Source organism: Candidatus Schekmanbacteria bacterium RIFCSPLOWO2_02_FULL_38_14 (genome assembly GCA_001790855.1).
Classification (GTDB): domain Bacteria; phylum Schekmanbacteria; class GWA2-38-11; order GWA2-38-11; family GWA2-38-11; genus 2-02-FULL-38-14-A.
Genome location: MGDH01000042.1, coordinates 1 through 24,753 on the forward strand (window position 1 = coordinate 1; position 24,753 = coordinate 24,753).

Here is a 24,753-nt window from a genome sequence, read left to right on the forward strand (position 1 = left end):
TAATAAAACTTTATCCATACCAAAGAGCAGCTGGAGTTCAAAGTACTCAACTAAGCTGACAAAAGGAATGTTGAAGAAGGTTAAGAAACTGGGCAAAAAAAATGGAAGTATTTACTGGAGAGCCATTGGTAAGGATAGCAAAGGCAAGTCATTTACCAGCGCAGCTTCAAGCCTTGTTGTAGAATAATATAAGTCTTTCAAATCTCCCCCCCCATTTTTTTGTAAAGGGGAATGGGGGGTTAAATTGGATGTAATGAATATCTGTAGAAACAGACCTTCATATCTGTTATTAACTTTAACAAAAAAACAACCTGAATTCCCCGTGCGGAAAAATATTAAACCATTCAGGTGTAAATTTCCAAAAGTTTTTTTTTCTATTCTCCTAATATCTTTCATCTCTCTAACTTTCCTTGCTATTCCTGATCTGAAAGGTGAAGAGAAATCAAGTTATATAAAAATTTTAAAAGAAGATGAAAATGGAATAGTTCTTGAGCTAAAAACCTCTCATTTTGATACAGGGAAAGAATTTCATAATAACACTTCTTATAAATCAATTGAAATTCCAGGGCTTGAGATTACAAGAGAAAAGGGCAAGCCTCAAATTCCTTTTAAAAGCATATTGATAGGGATTCCTCCTCAAAAAAGAATTAAGATTAGTATTTTAAATACAAAAAGTTCAATATTTAAAGGATATAACCTTTATCCATCTCCAAGGATATTTGTTAAAAAAGAGGAAAAGATAAAATATCTTGGCAAAGAATTTTCAATTGATAAGTCATTCTATCTAAGAAACTCCTTCTATCCTGCAAAATTGGCTGAAATAACCTTTACAGGCTATATGCGTGAGCAGGAACTTGCTCAGATAAAGATATACCCAATTCAGTGCAATCCTGCATCAAAGGAAATGAAGTTTCATGAAAGTATAAGGCTTGAGATAGTTTTTATTCCTGAGAACGGAACGGTAAAAAACTTCAAGAAAGGGATAAAAGGAAATGGACCTTATGAGGAGATGTTAAAAAGCCTTTTAATAAACTATAGAAGTCTGGGGTATGAGAAAAAGAAACCAGTTAATTTTAATAAAAATCTTTACAGAGGTAAAAACAAAAGTTTGTCCGGCGCAGGGGAAGAATTAGTAAAGGTTTATATAGAAGAAGATGGAATTTATAGAATAGATTTTTCTGAGATTGAGAATCTCGGAATAAACATATCACAAATCCCTCCTGAAAATATAAAGATGAAAACTGGCGGCAAGGAAATACCATTATATGTTTTTGATAACTATATCCTGTTCTATGGCAGGGGAAACAGGAGTGAATACACAAAGGCAAATGTTTACTGGTTATCATTTGGAGAAGGAAATGGTCTTCGAATGTCAACAACAGATGGGACTCCTTCCACGTCTTCTGCCCCAGAACCTTATTTTAAGGAAACTGCTCATTTTGAAGAGAATGGTGAATATTGGCAAAATAAACCTATCTCCATAGATAATGACCACTGGTTATGGGCAAAGATACAAGCTCAGAATTCAAAGGAATTTTCATTCCAGTTGAATAATCTTGCAGATGCAGGAGATGATATACTTTTAAGATTTGGCCTTGAAGGAGCAACAGAAAATATTGAAATGGATGACCCTGATCACCATGTAAGGGTTTATCTGAATGAAAATTTAATAGATGATGGCTTGTGGAAGGGGCAGACCCGATACCTTAAAGAGGTACTTATTTCCCAATCCCTTTTCCGCGATGGAGCAAATGTTTTGAAAATTGAAGCGCCCGGAGACACAGGTTCAAATGTGGATAGCTTTTATCTTAACTGGTTTGAGGTAGAGTTTTTAAAAAAAATTATTGCAGAAAATGACTTCCTGATGTTTTCATACGAGGGCACAGGTCAGAAGACTTTTGAAATAACAAATTTTTCAGGCAGTGACATTGAAGTCTATGATATAACACAGGAGGATAATCCTTTAAGAGTTCTAAATTCTTCTGTTGAATCATCAGGAAATTATTATAAAGTAAAATTTAATGACAATATTGAAAATAATAAAAAATATATTGCATTAACCACTTCAAAAATAAAAAAGCCTTCTGCTTCTGATATTAAACTTGTCACCTTTAAGGACCTTAAATCTTCTATAACAGGCGCTGATTATATTATAATAACTCATGAGGATTTCTATCAGAGTGTTATGCCTCTTTCTGATTACAGGAAGAGCAAGGGTTTGAGGGTAGAAGTTGTAAAGATAGAGGATATATACGACAACTTTAGCTATGGCATTTTTGACCCAACAGCAATAAAAGAATTTTTGAAATTCGCTTATAAAAACTGGACATTGCCAAGACCGACTTATGTCTTATTAGTTGGAGACGCTAATTTTGATTATAAAGGGAACCTTGTTCAGTATAAAGGTAACCTTTACGCCCACACGATAAACTATGTGCCAACTTATATGCTCGACACCAATATTTTTGGCCAGACGCCGTCTGATAACTGGTTTGTATGCGTAAATGGAGATGATTATCTGCCTGATATGTTTATAGGAAGAATACCTGTAAAAAGCAAAGAAGATGCAGATGCAGTTATCAATAAGATAATCTCTTATAGCGAAAATGAATTTAGCTGGAAGAAAAATGTGCTTCTTGTAGCTGATAATGACCTGAGTATCTTTGAAAGCCTTTCTGATGAGCTTGCAACTCAATTGGAATCTGCTAACTTTATAAGCAGGGAGGTATATCTTAAGAATTATCCAATACCAGCAAATGCTACAAGTGATATTATTAATTATATAAATGATGGAGCTCTGCTCACAAATTATTCAGGGCATGGGTCTTTGACAAAATGGGCTACAGAGGTTATATTCAAGCCCTCTGATATCGGTTCACTTACCAACAAAGAGAAACTTACCTTTGTGGTTACTCTTAATTGTTTGAATGCATATTTTGCTCTTCCTTCTACTAAGTCTTCCCAGAACTTTTCCTTAGGTGAGGATTTCTTAAGGGCTAAAGACAAAGGCGCCATTGCATTTTACGGACCTACAGGCATTGGATACCCTGAAGAACATAGCATTTTGGCTAAAGAACTTTTCTCAACTATTTTTGAAAAGAAGAGAAGTAATTTAGGATATGCGACCACACAGGCTAAAATCTCAGCCTTTGGGAAAGGAGTATCACAGGATATTGTGGCGACTTTTACACTTTTAGGTGATCCGGGTTTAAGGCTTTTACCTAACACTGATACAACTCCGCCTGTTGCCACAGCATCACCTTCTGGCGGAACATATTCAATTTCTCAATTAGTTACTCTTAGTGCTGATGAACCCTCAACTATTTATTATACTCTTGATGGTTTAGAGCCAACTATTGCATCAAGTGTTTACACAGAACCTATATCAATAGATTCTGACACAACCCTTAACTTTTTTGCTGTTGATGAGGAAGGCAATGTTGAAGTGGTAAAGACAGAGAATTATGTAATAGACATAACTGCTCCTGATATAATCCCCCCTGTTACCACTGCTTCTCCTGTGGGAGGTACATATACTACAAGCCAGACTGTTATTCTTACGACAAACGAGTCTGCAACTATTTATTATACCCTTAATGGTTTAGAGCCAACTATTGCATCAAGTGTTTACACAGAACCTATAATAATAAGCTCTGATACTACTTTGAAGTTTTTTGCTGTTGATACGGCTGGTAATGCCGGAGATATTAAAACAGAGAATTACATTATACGTAAGGCTTTGACAATACTTTCTGAAGTTTTGCCTGATGGAGAGGTCGGGAATCAGTATACCTTTACCTTTGAAGCTACTGGCGGGAAACCATCATATAAATGGTTAAAGGTTAGTGGCAGGCTTCCTCTGGGTTTGAAGCTTGATAAAAAAAGTGGTGGAATTTATGGTAGACCCAAAAAAGCTGGAAAATTTTCCTTTAAAATACAGGTAAAAGACTCAGGAAAACCCCAAAGGAGAGCTTCTAAGAAATATAGTATAACTATAAAAAAGATGGCCTTCTTGCTGCAAAGAATAAATTCATAAAAGATATGATAGAGAAACGTCAGATTCCCATTGCAATTTTTTTCCCCTCCCTTTGATAAAAGTTTTTAATTGATATTTTCAAAATATATCCTATAGTGATGCTCTCAAGAAAATAAAATGATATCTTTGAAAAATCCAAATGAATGTCATAATGATATGACCTTACAAATCGGCGTAATAGGAGCATCCAGGTGTTCTGAAAAAGATTATCAGGTTGCTTATGAAGTAGGGAAGGGGATGGCAAAATAAGGAATAATCTTATTGTACGGAACACTTTCAGAGATAGCAATCGCTTTAAAAATAGGGGAAAAAGTTATCGGAATTGATACATGGAAGATATCAGAAGAAATTATTGAAGCAAAGGATGCTGAGGAAGCCATCAAAAAGGCTATATCAGGTTTACAATAAGAAAAGGTCTGCTTGGATGTCATTGCGAGGGAGCAAAGCGACCAAAGCAATCTAACCAAAAACTGATACCTATTAACTAATAACTGAAAATGAGATTGCTTCGCTAACGCTCGCAATGACAAAAGGTATAAAGTCACAGTTTTGTGAATGTGATAATAAGAGGAGTTTTGCCATCGAAGAATTTGTAACAAAAATTGAAAAGCTTATTTACGGTGGTTATGGACTTGGAAGGGTTTTTGATAAAGCTATCCTTGTTCCAAAGGTAATTCCTGAAGAAACAGTAAGGGTTAAGGTAATACAGGAAAAGTCAGGCTATTACATTGGAGAGGCAGTCGAAATCATTAAACCTTCAAAAGACCGCATAACTCCAAGATGTCCTTATTTTTATAATTGCGGCGGTTGCGATTACCAGCACATCAGATACCAGGCACAGTTAGGCTTCAAGGAACATATCTTAAATGAAACATTAAAGAGGGTAGGGGGATTTAAGGAATTCTCAGTTTATCCAATCATCCCCTCTCCTGAACCATTTTTCTACAGATTAAACGCCCAGCTTAAAATTTCAAAAACAAAAGAAGGAATTGAACTCGGTTTTTTTAAAAAAGACTCACACAAATTTATTCACATAAATGAATGCATAATATGCCGGCAGGAAATCAATGGGTTAATTAATGTATTCAGTCAAATTGATAAAGATAACTTGTTGAATAACCTGAACTATATTGAGATAATCATCAGCAACTCAACAAAAAAAATACTCCTTGCATCATCACTAAATAAAATCAATAAAAGCCATATGGAAAGGCTTTATAGCCACATTAAGGAACAAGAGAAAAACATTGATGGCTTTGTTATTAATTTGAAAAGGAAAAAAGTTTTCTCAGGAAAGCCATATCTTTTTGAAGAAATTGAAGATACAAAATACCGGGTTTCCTCAGATAGCTTTTTTCAGGTAAATTACTCTCTCCATGATACGTTAATAAAAGAAATTATCAAATTTGTAAATCCAAAGAAAAAGGATAATATTTTTGATATATATTGCGGAGTGGGTACATTCACAATCCCAATATCCAGAAAAGCAGATTCTGTGTTTGGGATTGAAGAATCTCCTTCTTCAATAAATGATGCAATTTTTAATAAAAAATCTAATAAAATCAAGAATTGCTATTTTTATAATGAAAAAGCTGAGGACGGGCTTTTAATACTCGAAAATGAGGGAATATCCTGTCATACTGCCCTGATTAATCCTCCAAGGGCAGGTTGCAGTGAAAAAATGAAAAAAACATTATCCTCAGCTAATCCACAAAAAATCATATATTTATCCTGCAACCCTTCAACACTTGCAAGAGACATTTCGTTCTTTTCAAAAAGAGGCTATAAATTAAGCTCTGTCCAGCCTTTTGATATGTTTCCTCAGACATACCATATAGAATCTCTCGTAAAATTGGAGAAAAATCCGCTCTAAAATTGGGATTGCTTCGTCTCTTTGCTCCTCGCAATGACATTCCCGGTTAACCTGATATGATTTGTCTATGTCTGATAAGATATATTATGTAAACTTTGCTGTTTTGTTGATAGATGGGGGTTTGATTCAAAATTTACATAATATTTAGGGTTATGCGTAGAAGACGAAGTCCCTACCATTATTGGGTAATGGCTTCATAAAGTGTAGCTATAAAAAATAACTATTTCACAGATTTTTAAATCCAAGACCAGCCTTTAGCATCTTTCTGCGGACAAAGGCAAGCTGTAACTGAAGAGGTATTTCCTGCGGACAGAAATCATCGCAAGCCATAAGCCCCACGCAACCAAATGTTCCTTCTTCATTTCCAATCACTTCAAAATACTGCTGAGGGCTTCTTTCGTCCCTTTGGTCCAAAATAAACCTTGCTACTCTGTTAATTGTTGCAGCGCCCTGAAATTCCGGATGGATATTTACAGTTTCACAGACTGCAATGCAGCAACCGCACTCTATGCACCTGTCTGCTTCATATATTTTCGAAGCCGAATCATTATCCATTCGCTCTTCTATATCAGGATTAAATTTTTTACTTGTATGAACCCATGACTCAGTCTTTTTGTTCATTTCCATGAAAAAAGTTCCTGTATCAACAGATAAATCTCCTATAAGTTTAAATGTAGGCAGTGGCATCAGAGTTATTTTCTTTTTTAAATCCTTTGTCATGGTTTTACATGCAAGTTTTATTTTACCGTTTACCATCATTCCGCAAGAACCGCAGATGCCTGCACGGCAGACAAAATCAAACTGTAGTGTTGCGTCCTGTTCCTCACGAATCTTGTTTAAAGCCATGTAGAGTGTCATATGAGGCATTTCTTGAAGCTCATAGTCCTGCATCTTCGGCTTATCCCCGGGTATATTTGGACTATATCTGAATATCGAAAAGCTCAATGTCCTGTCAGCCATTCTTGATCCTCCTAATCTACAATATTGGAAATTGTAAATTTAAAATTGTAAACGTAAAATGAAGAAATTTTTATATCTTGTTATATTTCTTTCGATTGCAATTCTCACAAAGTAATTGTAGATTCCTCTCTGTATTACTACCACCTTTTGAAATAGGAATAATGTGGTCAAACTCTAACTTTTCCTTAGACCCACACTCTACACATTTCCCCTCATCTCTTTTCCATACAGAATTCCTAATATCCTTAGGAATGGATTCTCTTGATTTATCATCAGTTAGCTCTATTTTTTCTGCTGGTTTTGCTGATTCTCCGTATCCGCGGTCACCAGGAGGTATTTCAGTTATTTTCACTGGTTCATATTTCAGAGTTGGGAGATCATCTCCATCTTTCCAGTAAGCAAGTGTTCTCTTAAGCCAGTTTGCATCATCTCTTTTTGGATAATCTTCCCTGAAATGGCTTCCTCTGCTTTCAGTTCTCTGAGATGCACCATAAGCGATGCAGAGAGCAAGTCTCAGCATTCCGGGCATTTTCATCGCTGTTCCGAGCTCAGGGTTTGTAGCTTTTCCGCTTGACTTAAGCCCTATTTTTAATGACCTTCTGTAAAGCTCCTGCAGGGAATTTACCGCTTCCTGCAGGTCTTTTCCGTTACGGAATATATAAACCTTATCCTGGAGTATTTTCTCCATTAAAGGTCTTAATGCATAGACATTCTCTTTCCCGTTTTTACCTGAAATAAGATTATTAATTTTTTCTTCCTGAAACTTGACATGGTCCCTGACAATTTTTTCATTATAAGAAAACTCAACTCCTGAAACAAACTCAGCAACTTTTTTACCTACAACCATGCCCATAACAATTGTCTCTGCAAGAGAGTTACCTCCAAGCCTGTTAAAGCCGTGCATATCCCAGCATCCTGCTTCACCTGCTGCATAAAGACCTTTTAATCCGTATGCAGCGCCATCAATATTTGTCCTTATACCTCCCATTGCATAGTGCTGTGTAGGCCTTACAGGAATGAGTCCCTCGGCAGGGTCTATGCCATTAAAATCCCTGCATATATTTGCTATCTCTCTTAAGTTTGTATAAATATGCTTTCTTCCAAGATGCCTGATGTCAAGCCAGAGGTGAGGACCATAGGGGCTGTCAACACCCTTTCCTATTCTTATATGATGCATCATCCTTCTTGAAACAACATCCCTTGAGGCAAGCTCTTTTTTATTTGGCTCATAATCTGGCATGAATCTGTGAAGGTCTTTATCAAGAAGGTAACCGCCGTCTCCCCTTGCACCTTCTGTTATTAAAATAAACGAAGGAATTATTGCAGTAGGATGGAACTGGACAGCTTCCATATTTCCCAGAGGTACAATTCCAGTATTTAAGGAAATAAACATCCCTGAACCTTCATTTATTACCGCATTTGTTGAAGCTCCGTAAATCCTTCCATGCCCACCGGTTGCAATAACTGTTGCCTTTGCAAGATATGTGCGAAGCTCGCCTGTACGCAGGCACCTTGCAACAATACCTATACACTTCTCTCCGTCCTGAATAAGAGAAATTACCTCAATCCTGTCGTGAACTGTAATTCCGTGCATTGCAACAACACTGTCAAGGGCATACTGGACTGCGTGCCCGGTAACATCTGATACATAGCAGGCTCTCCACTTTGCTGTCCCTCCAAAATCCCTTGCAGTTATCAAACCAACTTTATCCTCTGAATCCTCAACAACCCTTCCGTCAGTAAGTGTTTTCTTTCCTGGTGTAACCCTGTTCCACGGGCATCCCCAGTATGAAAGCTGCCTTACTGCAGCAGGTGCAAGATTAGCAAAAAGCCTTGCCACATCCTGTTCACATCCCCAGTCAGATCCTTTCACTGTGTCCTGAAAGTGGACATCAGAGTTATCCCCTTTGCCCATTGCAACATTTCCTAAGGAAGCCTGCATTCCTCCCTGTGCTGCAGTGCTGTGTGACCTTCTCGGAGGAACAAGGCTTAAAAGTGTTACATTAAAACCATGAGATGCTGCTTCTATTGCAGCCCTCTCGCCGGCAAGACCAGCACCTACGACAAGTACATCTGTAATATATGAATTTGTTCCACTCATTATTGCACCCCTCCTGCTCCACTGATATCTGCATATCCCTTGAGAACAAACAGAGCAACTATTCCAAGAGTTAATATAGCTATTGTTATTGCGCTCAAAACCCAACTGACTTTTTTCCTGTCAATCCATCCCCACTTTACTGCTTCCCTGTATAAACCAAGCCCTGCGTGATATTCACCGCAGAGAAGAAGTATTATATAGAATAAAAAATATGGTGACTGAATCACCCTTCCTGAGCTGATTGCTATGTTGATATCCCATTTTGAAACAACAGTCCATATATGTGCTGCTGCAAGAATTCCTATTGCAAAACCTGTTACGCATTGAAAAAGCCATGTCCATGTGTCATAGTGATTTAAGAGCCTTGAATGCTTGATGACTATTTTCATTTCCGAGAAACGGTTTGGAATTCTTCTTCCGGCAAGAATCATGTGAATAATTATTAAGAGGATTATCATCGGGATTCCTATCTGGGAAAGCCAGTATTTTTCAAGAAGTGTAGGAACATTGTTGAAAATGCCAGGTCCCAGAATAATTGTTGAGACAAAGAGCATGTGAATCCATAAAAATCCCACGAGAAGAAGTCCGCTGGCAAGCTCAGCCATATCAACGAGCAAGTCAGCTTTGTTATTTTTTGTCAATGCATCCTGAAGTAACACTCCCCTGCCCTCCTCCTGCAAAAAATTAATTTAAAAACCTTACCCTAAATAATACCAATGCAACTTTTAAAAACCGCACCCTACTTATTCAAAATCATAAAAAAGTCAAGATATTTCTATGACTTTATATTTTTTTAATCAAGAGAATACCTCCAGTAAAAATTTTGTTGATATTGCAGAAAATAAGCTTAATATTTTTATAATCAGAAATATTCATTATGAAAATTTTGCATAACCGATTCATAAGAATTTCTACAGTTCTTATAACAGCTTTTATTCTGACAAAAGCAGGTTTCCTTTTAAAATCATATAAAGGAATAGAACCTCTCAGCAAATGGAAGGGAACCCTTTCAATCCTTGTCTCATCTAAAGAATATCCGGCAGAAACTAAACTCCGGCAAACACTTCCCAAGGGAGCATTCCGCATAACTTATGTCATTGACGGAGACACTCTTGTCCTCAGCAACAGGGAAAAAATTCGTTTGATTGGTGTTGATGCGCCTGAGATTCAGCACGATGATATTCCGGGAGAATGGTATGGAAAGGAAGCAAAAGAGTTTTTAAAACAGCTCGCAGAGGGAAAGGAATGTACACTTGGGTATGAAACAGATGGAATCCGCGACAGATACGGAAGAATTCTTGCCTATGTTTTTATGGGAAACAAACTTCTTAATGCTGAAATGATAAGACAGGGTTATGCTCGCGTGTATATGAGGTTTTCTTTCACTAAAAAGACTGAATTTATCAGGCTTGAAAAAGAGGCAAGAGGAAAAGGGATTGGAATATGGAGCAGGCAATTATTTAAAAAAAATAAAAAAGCAGGAACACCTGCTGTGATTCAGTGGCAGGACGCTGATAAGCACTATGGAGAGTACTGCGCTGTTGAGGGAAAGATTGTTTCTACATATAATTCAGGGAAAGCCTGCTTTCTCAACTTCCATAAAGATTACAACCATTATCTTACAGCAGTTATCTTCTCATCAGACTTTTCACGCTTTCCTGAAAATCCTGAAAAGTATTATTTAGGTAAAAAAGTTCTTGTATCAGGTTATATTAAAGAATACAAAGGAAAGCCTGAGATAGTTTTAGAAAGCCGAAAGCAGATAGAAGTCTTAAAATAACTTAATTATGCATTAATAACCACAACAAAACTTTACATGCTTATGTCGATAGAAAACGCTTCCCTAACCACGTAACTCCTAAAATCGGACATCGTTTTCAGGCAAATCAGCCTGATGGAAGGATAATTGCATTTATAGTTATTGATATTACTGAAACACTTGTGACACTTGATGCCAACCATTCCCTTGTTGGAAAAGACCTGAATTTTGATATCCAGCTTGTGGTAATCTCTTAGAAGTAAAATAAAAAAGCCCATTCAGAATTTCTTCAGAATGGGCTTTTGATTTTTTACTTTTGAGTTTTTTTAACTTATCTGTTTATCTTGATTTCAAATATGCAGTATGGTTTTCCCTGTGGAAGACCCGGGTCACCATGTTCTCTCTCGCTCTGGCAGTCAAATCTTACAAACTCAACACAGTCTTTTCCAATTACATCCCTTACACCGTAGTCAATCTCTGTGAATATGTTGCAAAGCTTTTTTCTCATGGTTATATCTTTAATCCCCATCATATCCCATGCGTTGTTTATCATGCATCCGATTCTTTTTGCACGTACGTGTGTTGGATTTCCGTCCTTGTCTTTAGCAAGAACCTCAACTGGGTCCATTATCTTAGAACCTGAGTTATCAGCCCTCTGGCTTGACATAAACCACATCTGCCAGTCACAGTAGTTTTGAAAATCTGATTTCTCTTTGCCGGGCTTTGTTTCTGCCAGAAATGCTTTGGCAGAACCCTGACCAATTTTAATGAAAAATTCTCTAAGTAATTTTTCTCCATCTTTTCCATACTTGTTAAGCACATCTATTGACATAAGTCCCATAATTCCAAACCCTCTCATCTGTGCAAAACGGTGTAGTTGCTTCCAATCTGTTTTGTCTTCCGGCATAAGTTTCCTCCTTGAAATTTAAAAATTTGATTTATATGGAAAATAGATTATATTCTTTTATAACCGTACCTTTTCCAAACATACTATATATTAAAATGTGAATTTTAAGTCAAGAAACTTTTCAAAAATTTTACAAATCACCAATTAAATAATGGAACTGCATGAATAATAGCTTACAGGTTTTTATCAGAAAAAGTTTTGATTTTTTAATATAAAAAATCTATTTTAACAACTATAAAATAAAAACTCTTTATAAAGGAACCGCAAATGGATAATTTAAAAGAAATAGATGATTTTCTTGATTCAATGAAAAAAAAGGCTATCGGGAACTTTACAAAAATTGAAGGCGCTGACCTTGTTGAAAAAAAAATCTGGAAAACTCCTGATGGAACCGCTGAGCTAAATATCATCAGAGGAAAGGTTTTTGAAAAGGTAAGCGTTTGCCGCACAAACAAAATAAAAAAAATCCCTGCATCAGTAAATGTTCCTGAAGCGATGAGAGATGTTGCTGAAAGTAAAAATACAGAGGTTGTAATGAAAGTTTTTGAAATATGCAGTCATATGGCTAGTCCTAAAGTTCCTATTGGCAATATAAGCATAAGATACAGGAAGGCAAAAGAAGGAAGGTTTGCAGGCGGAACAGATTTATCACCCTACTTCCCTTTTGAAGAAGATGTTGAGCTTTACAGAGACGAAATGAAGAATCTGTGCAAAAAATATGGTAAGGAATATGAGCCTATGAGAAAAAAACTTGAGCAGAATTTCTGGCTAAAGTATCGAAACGAGCCAAGGGGTGGCGCACATGGAATTGGATTTGATGTTCATGAGGATGAGTTTGATTTTGTCAAAGACCTTCTTGAAACATTTGTAAAAACATATACATTGATTGTTGAAAGACGGAAGGATGAACCATTTACGCAGGAAGAAAGGGAAAAACAGCTTTACAGAAGGGGGAGATGGGTTGAGTTCAACCTTGTTGAAGATGAAGGGTTCAGGTTTGGTCTTGAAATGGGAATAGACCCAGAGATAATGGTTCTTCAGACCCTGCCGCCGTTGGTGAGGTTTTAAATATAAATATCAAATAAGGCAAGTTCAATAATGTAAACACTTCTTTTGGCCGCCCTCTATGATATCAAAGTATTGTGTTAGATTATTGAACTTGCCTGCATAAAAATTTTATTAATATTTAATCCTTTCTTTTAAAAATCAGAACATTCCCCTTCCTGTCTTCATTAAAAGTTTTGATTAAATAATAAGGGAAATTGGTATATATTATTTCAGGAGGGTCCTTCCAATTCTGTTTCCTATAGATAATCAAATTAGGTTTAAATTTTTTAATACCCCAGATATAATCATCATGATGATGAATCATCTCAGGAGTTACTAGTCCAGCTAAATCAACTATTTTTCTCTTGCTGTAATAGCCAATTATGCCTATATCTGCACAAGCTATAGTTGAGTTTTCTTCAGTATTTTTGCTTGCCCATATTCCAAACATTCTATAGACGTTATACCTAGTTCCAAAATTTTCATCCTTAGGGAAAAAATTATGAAATTCATAAAGATATCTCATGCTATTGAATATGCTGAAACAACATATAAATATTAAAAAAGAAAATAGGATTCCCTTAGCTACTTTATAACTTGAAAAAATAACTATCACCCTTTCAATACAAAATACCACTCCAAGAAAAGAAGTAATAATTAATCCTGGAAATATTGGATAAAAATGCCAATCACATCCAGCTGGAGATACTCTAAGGATAGAATATCCTAAGATATGAAGAAATGTCCATATGGGAATAATAATTAATTCTTTTTTTCTACTATTTAATATCTGTAATAATCCCAATGGTAAAAACATAAAATAATAAGGTTTAATAACTCCAAAAATAGGATTTAAAAACCTAACTACTTTATCTTCAAAAAGCATAAGAAATACATACATTATACTTTTTGACATACCAGTCTTTACTGACATTGAACTTGGAAAAAAAGTTCCAAAATAAAAAAATGAAAACAAATACCAAGGTATAACTATAACTAAAAAAAGACTAACATATTTATAAGGAAACTTTTTATTTTTTAAAATATAAGCAAGAAGAATTAGACCAATAAGGATGATAGCATCACTTCTTGTAAGAATCGCAATAACTAATAAAATTGTTGATAAATAAAAATAATCTTTTAAATAAAATAAAATAGCTCCATAAATAAGCATGGTGTAAAAAATTGTCTCCAGACCAAAGCAACTGTAGGTCTGAGAATTGAATATTATTAAAATTGCACAGAAAACCCCCCATATCTTTTTGTTGACAATGTTTAGAATTAAATAAAGAAAATATGATAAAAAAATAAGACTTATTGACGACAGAATAATGCTTACAAGAGGTAAATTTTTAAAAAACAATCCGCAACATGCTAAAATCAATGTGTAAAGAGGAGTGGTTGTCCCAAGAATTCTTTCTCCTTCATTGAACACAAACCCATGCCCCTCAGAAAGATTCTTGGCATATCTGAAAGTTATGTAGGGATCATCAAATCTAATATCTTTGAAAAAATATGTCAGCAGAATAACTAAGAAAGAAAAAAGAATAAAAATTAAATACTTGGGGCTAAGTTTTGTTAAATAATACAAAATACTGAGAAATTTTTAAGTAATAGGAGTTGAACATGTGTAACCCTATGTCTTTGCATTGTTCAAATTACCTGTCTGCCGACAGGCAGGAAGCCTGCGACTACAATTATAATTATCTATCAGAAATCAATTAAAAACTTAAAACTAAAAACTTTTTTATTTAACAGTCATGACCGGGCACTTTGCAAGCCTTATTAATCTTTCTGCAACGCTTCCAATCAAGGCATGAGAAATACCTGTTCGTCCATGAGTTCCCATTATAATCAAATCAGCCTTTATAGAATTTTCCTTTTCAAGAATCTCGTGGAACGGTTCTCCAACACGGACCTGATGGGTTATATTCTTAAATCCCTTTCCTTTTTCCTCAATAAGCAAGCCAAGTCTAACCTTAATCTCCTCCTCCATCCTTTTAATTATACCCTCTTTTGAAAAGAAATCGCTGTAGTAATAAGGATAAAAAGAGATTGGCTGAATCACATTAAGCACATCAATGTTTGCATTAAAAAGGCTTGCAAAATCAACTGCAAGTTCAAATGCTTTTTCAGAATGCTCTGAAAGGTCAACAGGAACAAGTATTTTTTTTATGTCAAACTTGTCAGGTTTGATTTCATGGCTTAACTTGACAGTAAGAACAGGACAAGGAGAAGTTCTCAGAACTTTTTCTGCAACACTTCCAATAACTGCATGGCTCAAACCCTTTCTTGCGTGAGTAGCCATGACAATTAAATCAGCTTTAACATCCTTTGAAAACTCAATGATTCCAGAAACCGGATAGCCTTTTAATACGCGGATTTCTATGTTGGTTCCTTCATTCCCCTTTATGTATGTGTTTCTAATTTCTTTTTCAAGCTCACTCCTTATATCATCAAAGCTTACATTTGAATAAAAGTCAGAAGCATAAAGAGGGTCAATTACCTGAGGCTCTGAAACTATGTGTAAAATATAGATTTTCGAACCATTTTTCTTTGCAAGGCTTAAGGCAAGATTAAAAGCATTGATACAACCGGAAGAAAAATCAACCGGAACAACAATTCTTTCAATGTTTTTCATCTTTTCTCCCTTAATTTTAAAAACCTAACCCCTAACCATATAATGGTTTGTTAAAATTATATTGTCAACTATAAAAACTTAAACTTATCAGCCAAAAGCAAAATTTTGAAATCATGGAATTTGTTCTGAGCAAACATGGAAATCTTGCTATTGCAAGTCATATTATATTTGTCTTAAACATTTGTCTTTATGGCTTCTTTCCTGTACTTCAACCCTCTCTCTGCTGCATCTGAAAGTTCTCTGTCGTAATCGTGATTTAGTGCAAATACCCTGTAATGTATTATTTTTGATGGGATATATTCAAAGAGTTCTTTCAGCATTTCAGTTGAAACAGTTTTTGTAATCGGGTCATAAATATAAATTTGCCTCTGTTCCATTGAAAGTGGATTTTCAGGTCTTGGGTCCTGCACAGCAGTGTCAACCATCAATTTATAATTTTTTAATTTCTTTGGCAGGTGCGTTCTTATCCTCTTTTCCCAATCCTCGTCTTTGATAACAGTTTTGCCGGTTTCAAGCTCTTTTATAGAAATAGTTTTGTCATAAACCATTTTCCACTTTGGAAGACGGTTTAGAATCATAGACCATTCTCTTGAGAGCCTTATTTTGTCCTCTTCATCAGAGTATCTCCATCTGGCAACCTCTTGAGCCAATGACCAGTCTGAAAGCTCAAGATATTCTTTCCTGTGTTCAATCGGGTTATAGGGAAAGATTCTATTGAGTGTTTCCTTAAATATTTCTTTAAGATGCATATCAATAGCCCTTGTAGTTCTATGGTAATAAACATTTGAGTAAAGATATAACCGGGCATTTAAGAACATTGTAAGAGCAGAAGTTCCTGATTTATGGATTGTCAATCCATTTTCTGTGTAAAAGGTGTAATAGATGAGCCTGTCTATATCAACCGGACCTATTGCAACTCCGCACATATATGAATCTCTTAAAACATAATCCATATTGTCAACTGTGTATATCCCATTAAAAAGCGGTAGAAGCAGTTGAAGCCATTTTGGATAATCCTCAATTTGTTTTATTCCATCTTTCTTAATCAAAAATGCTACATATTTGGGGTTAATTCTCTCATTCCTTTGAAAAAAACCATTAGGGCTTCTCTTTATACGTTTGATTATCCTTCCAAGTTCTTTTTCAATTATTGCCTGCCCAATATCCTCGTGGGTAATCCCATAGGTATCAAGGAAGTTTTCATCAAAAAAATGCCCAAAAGGACCATGTCCAACATCATGAAGAAGTGCTGTAACTCTTAGAAGTTCTTCAATAAAATTTTCAGACGGGCAGTTCTTTACAGCTTTTTTCAGACTTGGATACAGATGCTTTGCAACTCTTCCTGCAACATGCATTGCTCCAATTGAGTGCTGAAAACGGCTGTGCTCTGCTGAAGGGAAAACCCACTTTGAGCTCTGTAGCTGATATATCTGCCTAAGTCTCTGAAGCCAAGGAGAATCGATAAGGTCTTTTTCCGATTTCTCACCTGAGTCAACAGATACTGTGAATGCTATGTACTGATGGACAGGGTCTGCAAAGAGAGCCATTCCATCATATAAAAAACTCAGAGAATCAGCTTTTTGTTCTTTTTTCTTTGCCATTTTTCAACACAAAAAATTTGCAAATTATCATTATTGAAAAAAATCAAATTGCAAAATCCGGTATCTATTCTTCCAGAAGATTCCATGGTTCAAGAATATTCTGAGGAATATTGTCAATAAACCTTGATTGTTTTGATAAAACAGCTCCTCTTGAGTGGTCAAAAATATTCACAGGATATGTAACAAAAAGATTGCATTTAGCCCTTGTTGCAGCAACATACATAAGTCTTCTTTCCTCTTCACTCTCTTTAAGTAGTTGTTTTAAAAAAATTAACAAATCATCATAATCAGCAAGAAAATTAGTGAGTTTATATTTAGAATAAGTCTCTTTAAGTTTTTTTAAATCCTCAATATGGTCTGTAAAATAAGAATAATCTCTCCCTATTATTAATTCAATGGATAAATTTCTGTTAACAGACATACTGAAAATATTCTGAATTGTATCTTTTCTTGGAAACCTTTTTTCCTTGGTGTTTAAATTTAGCTGATTTCTTAAAAGATTTATGGCATCCTCTGAATCAGAACGGTCAAGTATAGTGAAATTTGATTGAAAATTAATTGTTTTGGAATATCTTCTGAGTATCGTATTTGCAAAGGAGTGAAATGTTCCACCTGAAACTCTTTCACAGGGATAGTCAATTAATGAAGCTGCTCTTCTGAGCATATCCTGCGAAGCCCTGCGCGTAAAGGTAAGTAGCAGTATTGATTCTGCATCAATGTCTGTCTTTATAAGCCTTGCTACTCTGTAAATGAGAGTTCTTGTTTTTCCGCTTCCGGCACCTGCAATAACAAGATAAGGTCCCTCAGTTAACTCTACTGCTTCAAGCTGAGAGCTATTTAGTTCTTTTCTGTAATCAATTTTAAATTTTTTTGAAGAAACAGGGTATGTTTCTTTTTTTAACTTATAGACTTTCATCTTTGTTTATTAAAAAATCAGTGAGTATATATAAAAACTATGAACGTATTGGCAAATATCCTCAGAATTTCAGCAGATAGTTTTTATTTTAAAAGCTATTATTTGCCAAGAGAAGTAAATAATGGAATGACTACTATCAATATAAATGACACTAAAAACAATGCAATTACAGTAATAAAGAGATATTTTTTAAAGCTTAAATCTGATGTTTCAGCAGGAACAGCTTGCTCTTCTTTTACATCTGTATCCTCTTCATGGGTATATTCTTCAGTTCTTTTTCTTGCTGAGCGATGCTTAACCCTGTGTTTTTTTGTTTCGTATTCTTCCGGAGAAAACCAGATAGTATTTCCTGAACCATCTATCAGAGGGATATGCCCCTTCTCCTTAAAGAATTTTTTTTTCTCTTCTTCGGCGATTTCAAGTCTTCTTATGTTATCAGATCTTGTATTTTCTGTTTCTTTTAGTTCTTTCTCTTCTTCTTCTTCAGAGAGTTTTGCTCTTTGAAAAGATTCAAGCTTTTCTCTTTCCTTCTCTTCTAACTCTTTTCTTGTTTTTTCTCTTATGGTTTTTTCTTCTTCTTCTGAGATAGCCATATGAATCTCCAAAAACTTGTTTGTTATTTTAAGCTTAATTAACTGCTGTTGTCAATATTGAATACGGAAAAGAATATTTATATAAGACAAGATATCATGGAAAAAGATTTTTCGTATTAGCTTGTGGTTTCTGGCTATGACAACCACAAAATATTCACAACAATTTCTTTTCTCTCTGTCATCAACCCATTCGCTGTTTGGTTCACTGCAGTTGTAACAGATTTTTATCCCTTGTTTTAAAATCTTAATTTAAATTTTTCCAGATTAGATGGGAGAAACTTGTGGAAAAATTGTTAAAATGGATATTTAAATAAAAAAAATGAAAGGGTTTCACCTCTTTGCACTATTTTGCAGCAACATCCTTTGCATCAGTAAAAATAATTTTCAGATTAATTTCTCCTGAGGATTTTTCTCTCGAGAAAATCTATTATTTCTTTTTCAAGATTTCTCCTGTAAAGTTTGTTGATTGGAATTATTCCAGCAGGACAAGTGACATTTATTTCAGTAAGCTTCTCTCCTATTAAATCAATTCCTGCAAAATAAATTCCATCTTCTGAAAGTTTCTGTGATACTACTGAACAGATTTCTTTTTCTCTTTTTGACAGTTCTGTTCTTTTGTTAACTCCCCCAAAGTCCGGATCGCTTCTGAAATCATTTCTTTTTGGAACTCTCGCATAGCATCCTATAACCTTACCTGAGAGAATTACTGCTCTTTTATCACCGGTAGTGTAAACATCATCAAGAAACTTCTGTGCAAGAACGTATTTTGTTTTGGATTCTGTCACTTTGTCAAAAATCTGGAAAACATCTTTTTCATCATCTGAAACAACAACAAGCTCTTTACTTGCATACATGTTTATCTGCTTGATTATAATTTTACCACATTTTTTTAAAAAACTTTTTAAAAGATTTATGTTCTTTGCAACTACTGTTTCTGGAATCATCTCAGGGAATTTCAGAGAGTATAATTTTTCACTAACCTCTCTTAACCCCTTTGGGTTGTTTAGGATAAGAGTTCCCCCCCCAATAAGTTGTAGCAAATGGGTAATGTAGAAGTAGTTTATGTTATATGGCGGTTCAAGCCTCATAAAAACCACATCAAGAGAATCCATACGCTCAAGCTTAAACTTACTATTTACAGGATTAAATCTCTTGTCAAATTCTTCATAACCGAGATTAACCATTGTAGTTCCGCCTAACCAGAAAATATCTTCCTGATGAATATAAAATACCTGATGTCCTCTTGACCTGCATTCATTTAGAAGCAGAAGGCTTGTATCTTCTTCAATAACCAGTTTTTCAATCTGGTCTAAAATAAATCCAATTCTTAATTTAGAAACCATGTTTAAACTGCTGCGATTTCATAACCCTGAGCAAGTGTTGAGACCATGGCAATAAATTCATAGACTTTTATGTTTTCTACAGACACATTTGATTTAACAGCATTGCCGAAAGTATCTGAACTCATAGGACATAAATTATCAGATTCAAAAAACATACCTCTTGTATTTAAATTTTCCTTTGTTGTTCTTTCAGTATTCATTCTGAAAAAACCTCCAACAGGTTTTGCACCAACAAAATATATAAGAGGCTCTGCAACAAACCCTTCCACTTTATCAATTGTTGGAATTCCTTCCTGAATTATAAGACTTTTTACCGGAACTTTGTTTTTCCCAAAAGACATTTTATTTTTAGTTTCCCTGTTCATGTGAATGAAATCGTAGCTGCTTTCAGCACTCATAACAGCTATCCCGTATGTTCCTGAATTATTTTTTATAAAAACAAAAGGTTTTTCTTTTATTCCATATTCTTCATATTTTCCATTAACAAAAGAAAGAACTTTGTCGATTTTTTCAGCTGCCTTTTCAAAATCTGATTTTTTAGTAAAATCAATATCATCAACAGATTCATAAAACTCCGACAGGAACCACTTGTCTATTTTGAACTTCAGCGAAAACTCCTCGATAAGGTTATTATAGAATTGTAAATGGTTGCTCTTTTTTCTCTTGAACCATCCAAGCTCAATGGAAGGTATTATTGGCTGATGTATGCTGTGCAATACAACAGGCTCTCCTTCAGAAAAGTCATTGTTATCAATTATCAAATTAGGGATGAATTCTCCCGCAGACAGGGTTTTTCCTTTTATATTAATCCTATAAACTGTTATTTCATTCTTATCAGCTGTTTCTAAATTCTTTTTGTCATCAAAATCTCCTTTTAAAACTCCTATTCTTGATTCAAACCCGGCTTTTTCAAGAATCAGGCTTAATGAGTGAAGGTTTTCAAGATAGAATTTATTCCTTGTATGCTCTTCAGCAAGAATTAATACTTTCCTCGTGCCTGAAAAATATCTGCTAATATAATCTTTAAAATACTTGCTGCTCATTTTTTTGCTGTTCCTGCAAAGGTTGTTAAATCCTCCAGGAAACAGGTTTGCATCAACAGGTGCAACTTTAAACCCGCTGTTTCTTATGTCGTGGGAAGAATAAATAGGGAGCTGAACTTTTTTTGAGTGGAACTTAATCCATTCTTTAACACGGTTAGCCTCTTTTGTCAGCAGGTTATGCAACACAGGGATAATATTCACAGTCTTTTCCGCAAATCTTACCTTTTTTAATTTTAAAAAAAGCTGTGGAAGGAAACAGCTATTTAAAATATTCTTAACAAATTATAGATTTTTACAGGATTTAAATCAAGATAAATTGCTTTTTTGATTATAAGCTGCTGACAATAAAGCAGATGAAGGAGGTTAAAAATTAAAAGTTTATGAAACAGGTGAACGGATTGTATTTCGTAACGGTGGAGAATGCAATTGCTACACTTTTTTTAAACAGGAATTTTTATTTTGTAACCTGTTACCTTTTCCTCACCACTATTCAGCACTTCTCCGCCAATCTCTTTGTTAACTATCCATGAAGCTATTCTAACGTTAATATCTTTATTTAAACCATCAGGGTTCTCAAAACTGTTGAAAATATCCTGAAAAGATTCAAGGCGTTCAGCACGGGTTCTGCAATCAGCAAGAAAGGTACTGTTTCTAAGGTTAATTTCAATCTGTTTTTCTTTTTCGTTATGCTCTGTAGTGATTTTTAATTCCTTACCATTGGATATATTCTTCTTTACATCTAAAAGAAAATTTAAGAAAGCATGTTGAAATAAACCTATCCTTAATTTAATAATTGGAATACTTCCTGGCAAAAAAGAAACTTTTATTCCTTTTCTGTAAAATCCTTTGTTTGCAAGAGAAATACTCTGATAAATAATCGTGTTTATATCAGCTTCCCTTTCATCTTTTGAATTTGCTTGCAGGTATGATAACATGCTGTTATTTATCTGCTTTGCTTTTTCAGAGCATGAGATAATAACTTCAAAACACTTTTTAATATCATTTTCTTTGTTAGTCATTTTTGCAATTTGTGCAAATCCAAGCATTGCTCCAACTATGTTGTTGAGTTCATGTGTAATATCAGAAAACATCTGTCCTGCAACAGCATATCTCTGAAGATTAATTATAAAATCAACTAAACTCCCATTTTTTTCTTTTACTTGTATTTCAATTTGATTTGCGAGCATATGATTCTCTCTGATTTTAGTTGTTAAAACTTCTATTCTTCCCTCAACAGTTTCTTTAACCTGTTTTTAAGAAGAATAACTGCCTTTGTGTGAATCTGAGAAACCCTTGACTCTGTTATATCAAGGACCTTTCCTATCTCCTTCATTGTAAGATCTTCATAATAATAAAGGGAAATAACCAGCTTCTCTTTTTCAGGCAATCTGTTGATTGTATCTCCAACAATTTTCTTTAACTCCTTTAGTTTTGTTGAAAAAAGAGGACTCTTCTCTTCGCTGTCTGCTATAAGAGAGAAGAGGTTTTTGCCTTTATTATCTGAACTGTCCATAGAATTATCAAGACTGAAAAGCGTTGCACCTTTAATTTGCTTTAGTGTTTCATAATATTCATCAATGCCGATTCCAAGCTCACAAGCCATTTCATAGTCTGTTGCAGGTCTTGAATGCTTCTGTTCAAGATAATAATAAGTATCCTCAACCTGAGTTGTCCACTGGCGCAGAGATCTTGGAAGCCAGTCAAGTGCCCTGAGTTCATCAAGGATAGCTCCTCTTATCCTGAACTCAGCATAGGTTTTAAATTTTATTTCCTTTGACGGGTCAAATTTTTCAACAGCATCCATCAACCCTATTATTCCAGCACTCACTAAATCATTAACTTCAACATTTGCAGGCAATTTCATTGATATCCTTGCTGCTATGCTACGGGTAAATGGAAGAAACTTTAAAATTAATTTACTTTTATTGATTGGCTCTTTATCTTTATCATACAGTATCAATTCTTTAATTTCCTTCTGTATATTCATCATATTTATCCCCCCTCTGTTAAAAAGATAGTTAATTTTGGAACAACTTTTAACCATCTATCAAGACTTAGCCGGTTATATAGATTTTTCTCTATCCATTTAATTTTAATTAATAACCTTGAACGCATTCGCAAACAATATATAGCAAATAGTATGCCAAAACATTTTGTATCATTATATTGATTCATGCTTTAAAAATTTCATAAATCAAAAACTTGATTAATATCTTGAAAGATAAAGAAAATTTATGCTTTTAATATAGAAAAGTTTTTAAATATCTTGAATGAGCGGATTTAATATTAAGAAAAGTTTTCTTAAAATGTGTTAACTTTTAGAAGATAGACGTCAAAATGTTAACAGAAGCAGGTATATTATGTAAAAGCAGATTGTATTTATATTATTGAAGGCACCTGTAGCATACTGTTGGGAATGTGCTCGCCATGACTTTTCAAAATTCTCAGGCAGGAATTCAGGATGCAGTGTTTTCCAGTTTTCTTTTTTTTATTTTTTGAACAAGCGTTGTCCTGTTGAGGTTAAGCAGTTTTGCAGCTTTTTCCTTTACCCACCCTGTTTTGTTCAGTGCTTGAAGTATAAGGTCATTTTCTATTTTTGATAAAAGGGTATTTATACACAGGCCTTCTTCAGGAAGTTTAAAGGTGGATGCAGAAGGTTTTTCTTCTTTGTTTTGAAATTTCTGAGGCAAATCAGAAACGTTTATTATCTTTTTGTTTCTGTTAAAAATTACCAGTCTTTCAATCATGTTCTCTAACTCTCTGACATTTCCGGGCCAGTTATATTCTGAAAAAATTTTCATAACCTCAGGAGAAAAATCCTCTATGTTTGAACCTCTCTCCTTATTATAATAGTCAAGAAAATGCCTTACAAGAAGCTGGGTATCACCCTTTCTCTCTCTAAGAGGAGGAATTATTAATGGAATGACATTCAGCCTGTAAAAAAGGTCTTCGCGAAATATTTTTTCCTCAACTGCTTTTTCCAAATCCCTGTGAGTTGCAGCTATAACTCTTACATCAACCTTAACATTTTTTGTTCCTCCGACAGGAATAAACTCCCTTTCCTGAAGAACCCTTAATAGCTTTACCTGTAAATTCAGGCTCATATCCCCTATCTCATCAAGAAATATGGTTCCTCCGCTTGCCATCTCAAACCTGCCAATTTTCGAATATGCTGCCCCTGTGAAAGCACCTTTTACGTGTCCGAATAATTCACTTTCAAGCAGACCTTCAGGAATAGCACCGCAGTTTACTGGAACCATACATTTATCCCGTCTTATGCTATTATAATGTATTGCCTTTGCAACCAACTCCTTACCTGTTCCACTTTCTCCATAAATGATTACAGTGCTATCGCTGTCAGCAATAGTTTCAATTATCTGAAAAATCCTGATCATTTCTTCACTGTTGCCAACAATGCTTTCAAATTTATACTTTTTCTTTAGCTGACTTTTCAGTAAAAGGTTTTCCCCCCGAAGCCTCTGGTATTCAATTGCACGCTTTATTATTAAAAGAATTTCATCAAGATTGAATGGTTTTGACACATAATCAAATGCCCCTGCCTTCATAGCCTCGACAGCACTATCAATAGTCGCGTACCCTGTCATTATTATTCCTATTGTGTCAGGTTTCGAAGAATGCAGTGCTTTGAGGGTTTGGATGCCATCAACTTCAGGCATAAAAAGGTCCAAAAGGGCAAGCGTAAAATCATTTTTTTGTATGAGCTCAGCAGCTTCTTTATGGCTTTTTGCTGTTACAACAGAAAATCCTTCTTTTACCAGAAGTCTGGAGAGCATGTCACAGATGTTTTCCTCATCATCTACGATTAGAATTTTTATCTCAGACATCTTAACCTTCCTTTAAGTAAGTTAGAAATGGATACCCTTTTGTTTGTGTTTGCTTATTATAAAACATTATGATATAAATTATCAACAA

The 24,753-nt window shown here is 34.8% G+C and carries 17 protein-coding genes and 2 pseudogenes; 5 read left to right on the forward strand and 14 right to left on the reverse strand.

All coding sequences use genetic code 11. The features are described 5' to 3' along the window. The 3 genes and pseudogenes from A3H37_07830 to A3H37_07840 all read left to right on the forward strand — a co-directional run bounded on the left by A3H37_07830 (position 1) and on the right by A3H37_07840 (position 5,909). Positions 1–187: pseudogene (locus tag A3H37_07830) on the forward strand (hypothetical protein). A gap of 57 nt (positions 188–244) precedes the next feature. Continuing rightward, on the forward strand, positions 245–4,036 hold the full coding sequence (locus A3H37_07835) for a hypothetical protein (GenBank protein OGL47932.1): 3,792 nt from the start codon (positions 245–247) through the stop codon (positions 4,034–4,036). A 523-nt stretch (positions 4,037–4,559) separates the two neighbouring features. Continuing rightward, entirely contained in the window at positions 4,560–5,909 is a 1,350-nt protein-coding gene (locus tag A3H37_07840) for a 23S rRNA (uracil-5-)-methyltransferase RumA (GenBank protein ID OGL47933.1), read from the forward strand. A gap of 225 nt (positions 5,910–6,134) precedes the next feature. Here A3H37_07840 and frdB read toward each other — a convergent pair whose 3' ends face one another. The 3 genes and pseudogenes from frdB to A3H37_07855 form a co-directional block, all read right to left on the reverse strand. Next, positions 6,135–6,869 carry a fumarate reductase gene (gene frdB / locus A3H37_07845; protein ID OGL47934.1) on the reverse strand — a complete coding sequence of 245 codons (735 nt, stop codon included), beginning with the start codon at positions 6,867–6,869 and terminating at the stop codon, positions 6,135–6,137. Between the two features lie 301 nt (positions 6,870–7,170). Then, positions 7,171–8,970, reverse strand: a pseudogene (locus A3H37_07850) (fumarate reductase flavoprotein subunit). Further along, positions 8,970–9,575: a hypothetical protein gene (locus A3H37_07855; protein OGL48062.1), complete on the reverse strand. Its 606-nt coding sequence runs from the start codon at positions 9,573–9,575 to the stop codon at positions 8,970–8,972. Before A3H37_07855 ends, A3H37_07850 begins: the two are co-directional and overlap by 1 nt. A gap of 272 nt (positions 9,576–9,847) precedes the next feature. Here A3H37_07855 and A3H37_07860 point away from each other — a divergent pair, with 272 nt between their 5' ends. After that, positions 9,848–10,750, forward strand: a complete 903-nt coding sequence (locus A3H37_07860; protein OGL47935.1) for a hypothetical protein — start codon at positions 9,848–9,850, stop codon at positions 10,748–10,750. A 310-nt stretch (positions 10,751–11,060) separates the two neighbouring features. Here the strand turns inward: A3H37_07860 and A3H37_07865 are convergent, their stop codons facing one another. Further along, positions 11,061–11,636 carry a hypothetical protein gene (locus A3H37_07865; GenBank protein ID OGL47936.1) on the reverse strand — a complete coding sequence of 192 codons (576 nt, stop codon included), beginning with the start codon at positions 11,634–11,636 and terminating at the stop codon, positions 11,061–11,063. 267 nt (positions 11,637–11,903) lie between these two features. On the opposite strand from A3H37_07865, the gene A3H37_07870 reads away from it, so the two are divergent. After that, positions 11,904–12,704, forward strand: a complete 801-nt coding sequence (locus tag A3H37_07870) for a hypothetical protein (GenBank protein ID OGL47937.1) — start codon at positions 11,904–11,906, stop codon at positions 12,702–12,704. A gap of 118 nt (positions 12,705–12,822) precedes the next feature. Here A3H37_07870 and A3H37_07875 read toward each other — a convergent pair whose 3' ends face one another. From A3H37_07875 to A3H37_07920, 10 genes are all read right to left on the reverse strand, one after another. Further along, positions 12,823–14,274 (reverse strand): hypothetical protein, encoded by a 1,452-nt coding sequence (locus A3H37_07875; protein OGL47938.1) that lies wholly within the window; start codon positions 14,272–14,274, stop codon positions 12,823–12,825. A gap of 156 nt (positions 14,275–14,430) precedes the next feature. Beyond that, entirely contained in the window at positions 14,431–15,324 is an 894-nt protein-coding gene (locus A3H37_07880) for a hypothetical protein (GenBank protein ID OGL47939.1), read from the reverse strand. A 173-nt stretch (positions 15,325–15,497) separates the two neighbouring features. Then, positions 15,498–16,925: a hypothetical protein gene (locus A3H37_07885; GenBank protein OGL47940.1), complete on the reverse strand. Its 1,428-nt coding sequence runs from the start codon at positions 16,923–16,925 to the stop codon at positions 15,498–15,500. A 64-nt stretch (positions 16,926–16,989) separates the two neighbouring features. After that, positions 16,990–17,841 (reverse strand): hypothetical protein, encoded by an 852-nt coding sequence (locus tag A3H37_07890; protein OGL47941.1) that lies wholly within the window; start codon positions 17,839–17,841, stop codon positions 16,990–16,992. 98 nt (positions 17,842–17,939) lie between these two features. Further along, positions 17,940–18,434, reverse strand: a complete 495-nt coding sequence (locus A3H37_07895) for a hypothetical protein (GenBank protein OGL47942.1) — start codon at positions 18,432–18,434, stop codon at positions 17,940–17,942. 389 nt (positions 18,435–18,823) lie between these two features. Further along, positions 18,824–19,777 carry a hypothetical protein gene (locus tag A3H37_07900; protein ID OGL47943.1) on the reverse strand — a complete coding sequence of 318 codons (954 nt, stop codon included), beginning with the start codon at positions 19,775–19,777 and terminating at the stop codon, positions 18,824–18,826. Between the two features lie 2 nt (positions 19,778–19,779). Beyond that, positions 19,780–21,021: a glutamate--cysteine ligase gene (locus tag A3H37_07905; protein ID OGL47944.1), complete on the reverse strand. Its 1,242-nt coding sequence runs from the start codon at positions 21,019–21,021 to the stop codon at positions 19,780–19,782. Positions 21,022–21,260: 239 nt separating this feature from the next. Next, positions 21,261–22,007: a hypothetical protein gene (locus tag A3H37_07910; protein ID OGL47945.1), complete on the reverse strand. Its 747-nt coding sequence runs from the start codon at positions 22,005–22,007 to the stop codon at positions 21,261–21,263. Between the two features lie 32 nt (positions 22,008–22,039). Next, on the reverse strand, positions 22,040–22,810 hold the full coding sequence (locus A3H37_07915) for a hypothetical protein (protein OGL48063.1): 771 nt from the start codon (positions 22,808–22,810) through the stop codon (positions 22,040–22,042). A gap of 466 nt (positions 22,811–23,276) precedes the next feature. Beyond that, positions 23,277–24,665 carry a Fis family transcriptional regulator gene (locus A3H37_07920; protein ID OGL47946.1) on the reverse strand — a complete coding sequence of 463 codons (1,389 nt, stop codon included), beginning with the start codon at positions 24,663–24,665 and terminating at the stop codon, positions 23,277–23,279. Between the last annotated feature and the right edge of the window lie 88 nt (positions 24,666–24,753).

Bases quoted from the DNA above. Each gene is read 5' to 3' on its own strand.
- A3H37_07840 (OGL47933.1), top strand. From the start codon at position 4,560: ATGACAAAAGGTATAAAGTCACAGTTTTGTGAATGTGATAATAAGAGG.
- frdB (OGL47934.1), bottom strand. From the start codon at position 6,869: ATGGCTGACAGGACATTGAGCTTTTCGATATTCAGATATAGTCCAAAT.
- A3H37_07855 (OGL48062.1), bottom strand. From the start codon at position 9,575: ATGGCTGAGCTTGCCAGCGGACTTCTTCTCGTGGGATTTTTATGGATT.
- A3H37_07860 (OGL47935.1), top strand. From the start codon at position 9,848: ATGAAAATTTTGCATAACCGATTCATAAGAATTTCTACAGTTCTTATA.
- A3H37_07865 (OGL47936.1), bottom strand. From the start codon at position 11,636: ATGCCGGAAGACAAAACAGATTGGAAGCAACTACACCGTTTTGCACAG.
- A3H37_07870 (OGL47937.1), top strand. From the start codon at position 11,904: ATGGATAATTTAAAAGAAATAGATGATTTTCTTGATTCAATGAAAAAA.
- A3H37_07880 (OGL47939.1), bottom strand. From the start codon at position 15,324: ATGAAAAACATTGAAAGAATTGTTGTTCCGGTTGATTTTTCTTCCGGT.
- A3H37_07885 (OGL47940.1), bottom strand. From the start codon at position 16,925: ATGGCAAAGAAAAAAGAACAAAAAGCTGATTCTCTGAGTTTTTTATAT.
- A3H37_07890 (OGL47941.1), bottom strand. From the start codon at position 17,841: ATGAAAGTCTATAAGTTAAAAAAAGAAACATACCCTGTTTCTTCAAAA.
- A3H37_07895 (OGL47942.1), bottom strand. From the start codon at position 18,434: ATGGCTATCTCAGAAGAAGAAGAAAAAACCATAAGAGAAAAAACAAGA.
- A3H37_07900 (OGL47943.1), bottom strand. From the start codon at position 19,777: ATGGTTTCTAAATTAAGAATTGGATTTATTTTAGACCAGATTGAAAAA.
- A3H37_07910 (OGL47945.1), bottom strand. From the start codon at position 22,007: ATGCTCGCAAATCAAATTGAAATACAAGTAAAAGAAAAAAATGGGAGT.
- A3H37_07915 (OGL48063.1), bottom strand. From the start codon at position 22,810: ATGATGAATATACAGAAGGAAATTAAAGAATTGATACTGTATGATAAA.
- A3H37_07920 (OGL47946.1), bottom strand. From the start codon at position 24,665: ATGTCTGAGATAAAAATTCTAATCGTAGATGATGAGGAAAACATCTGT.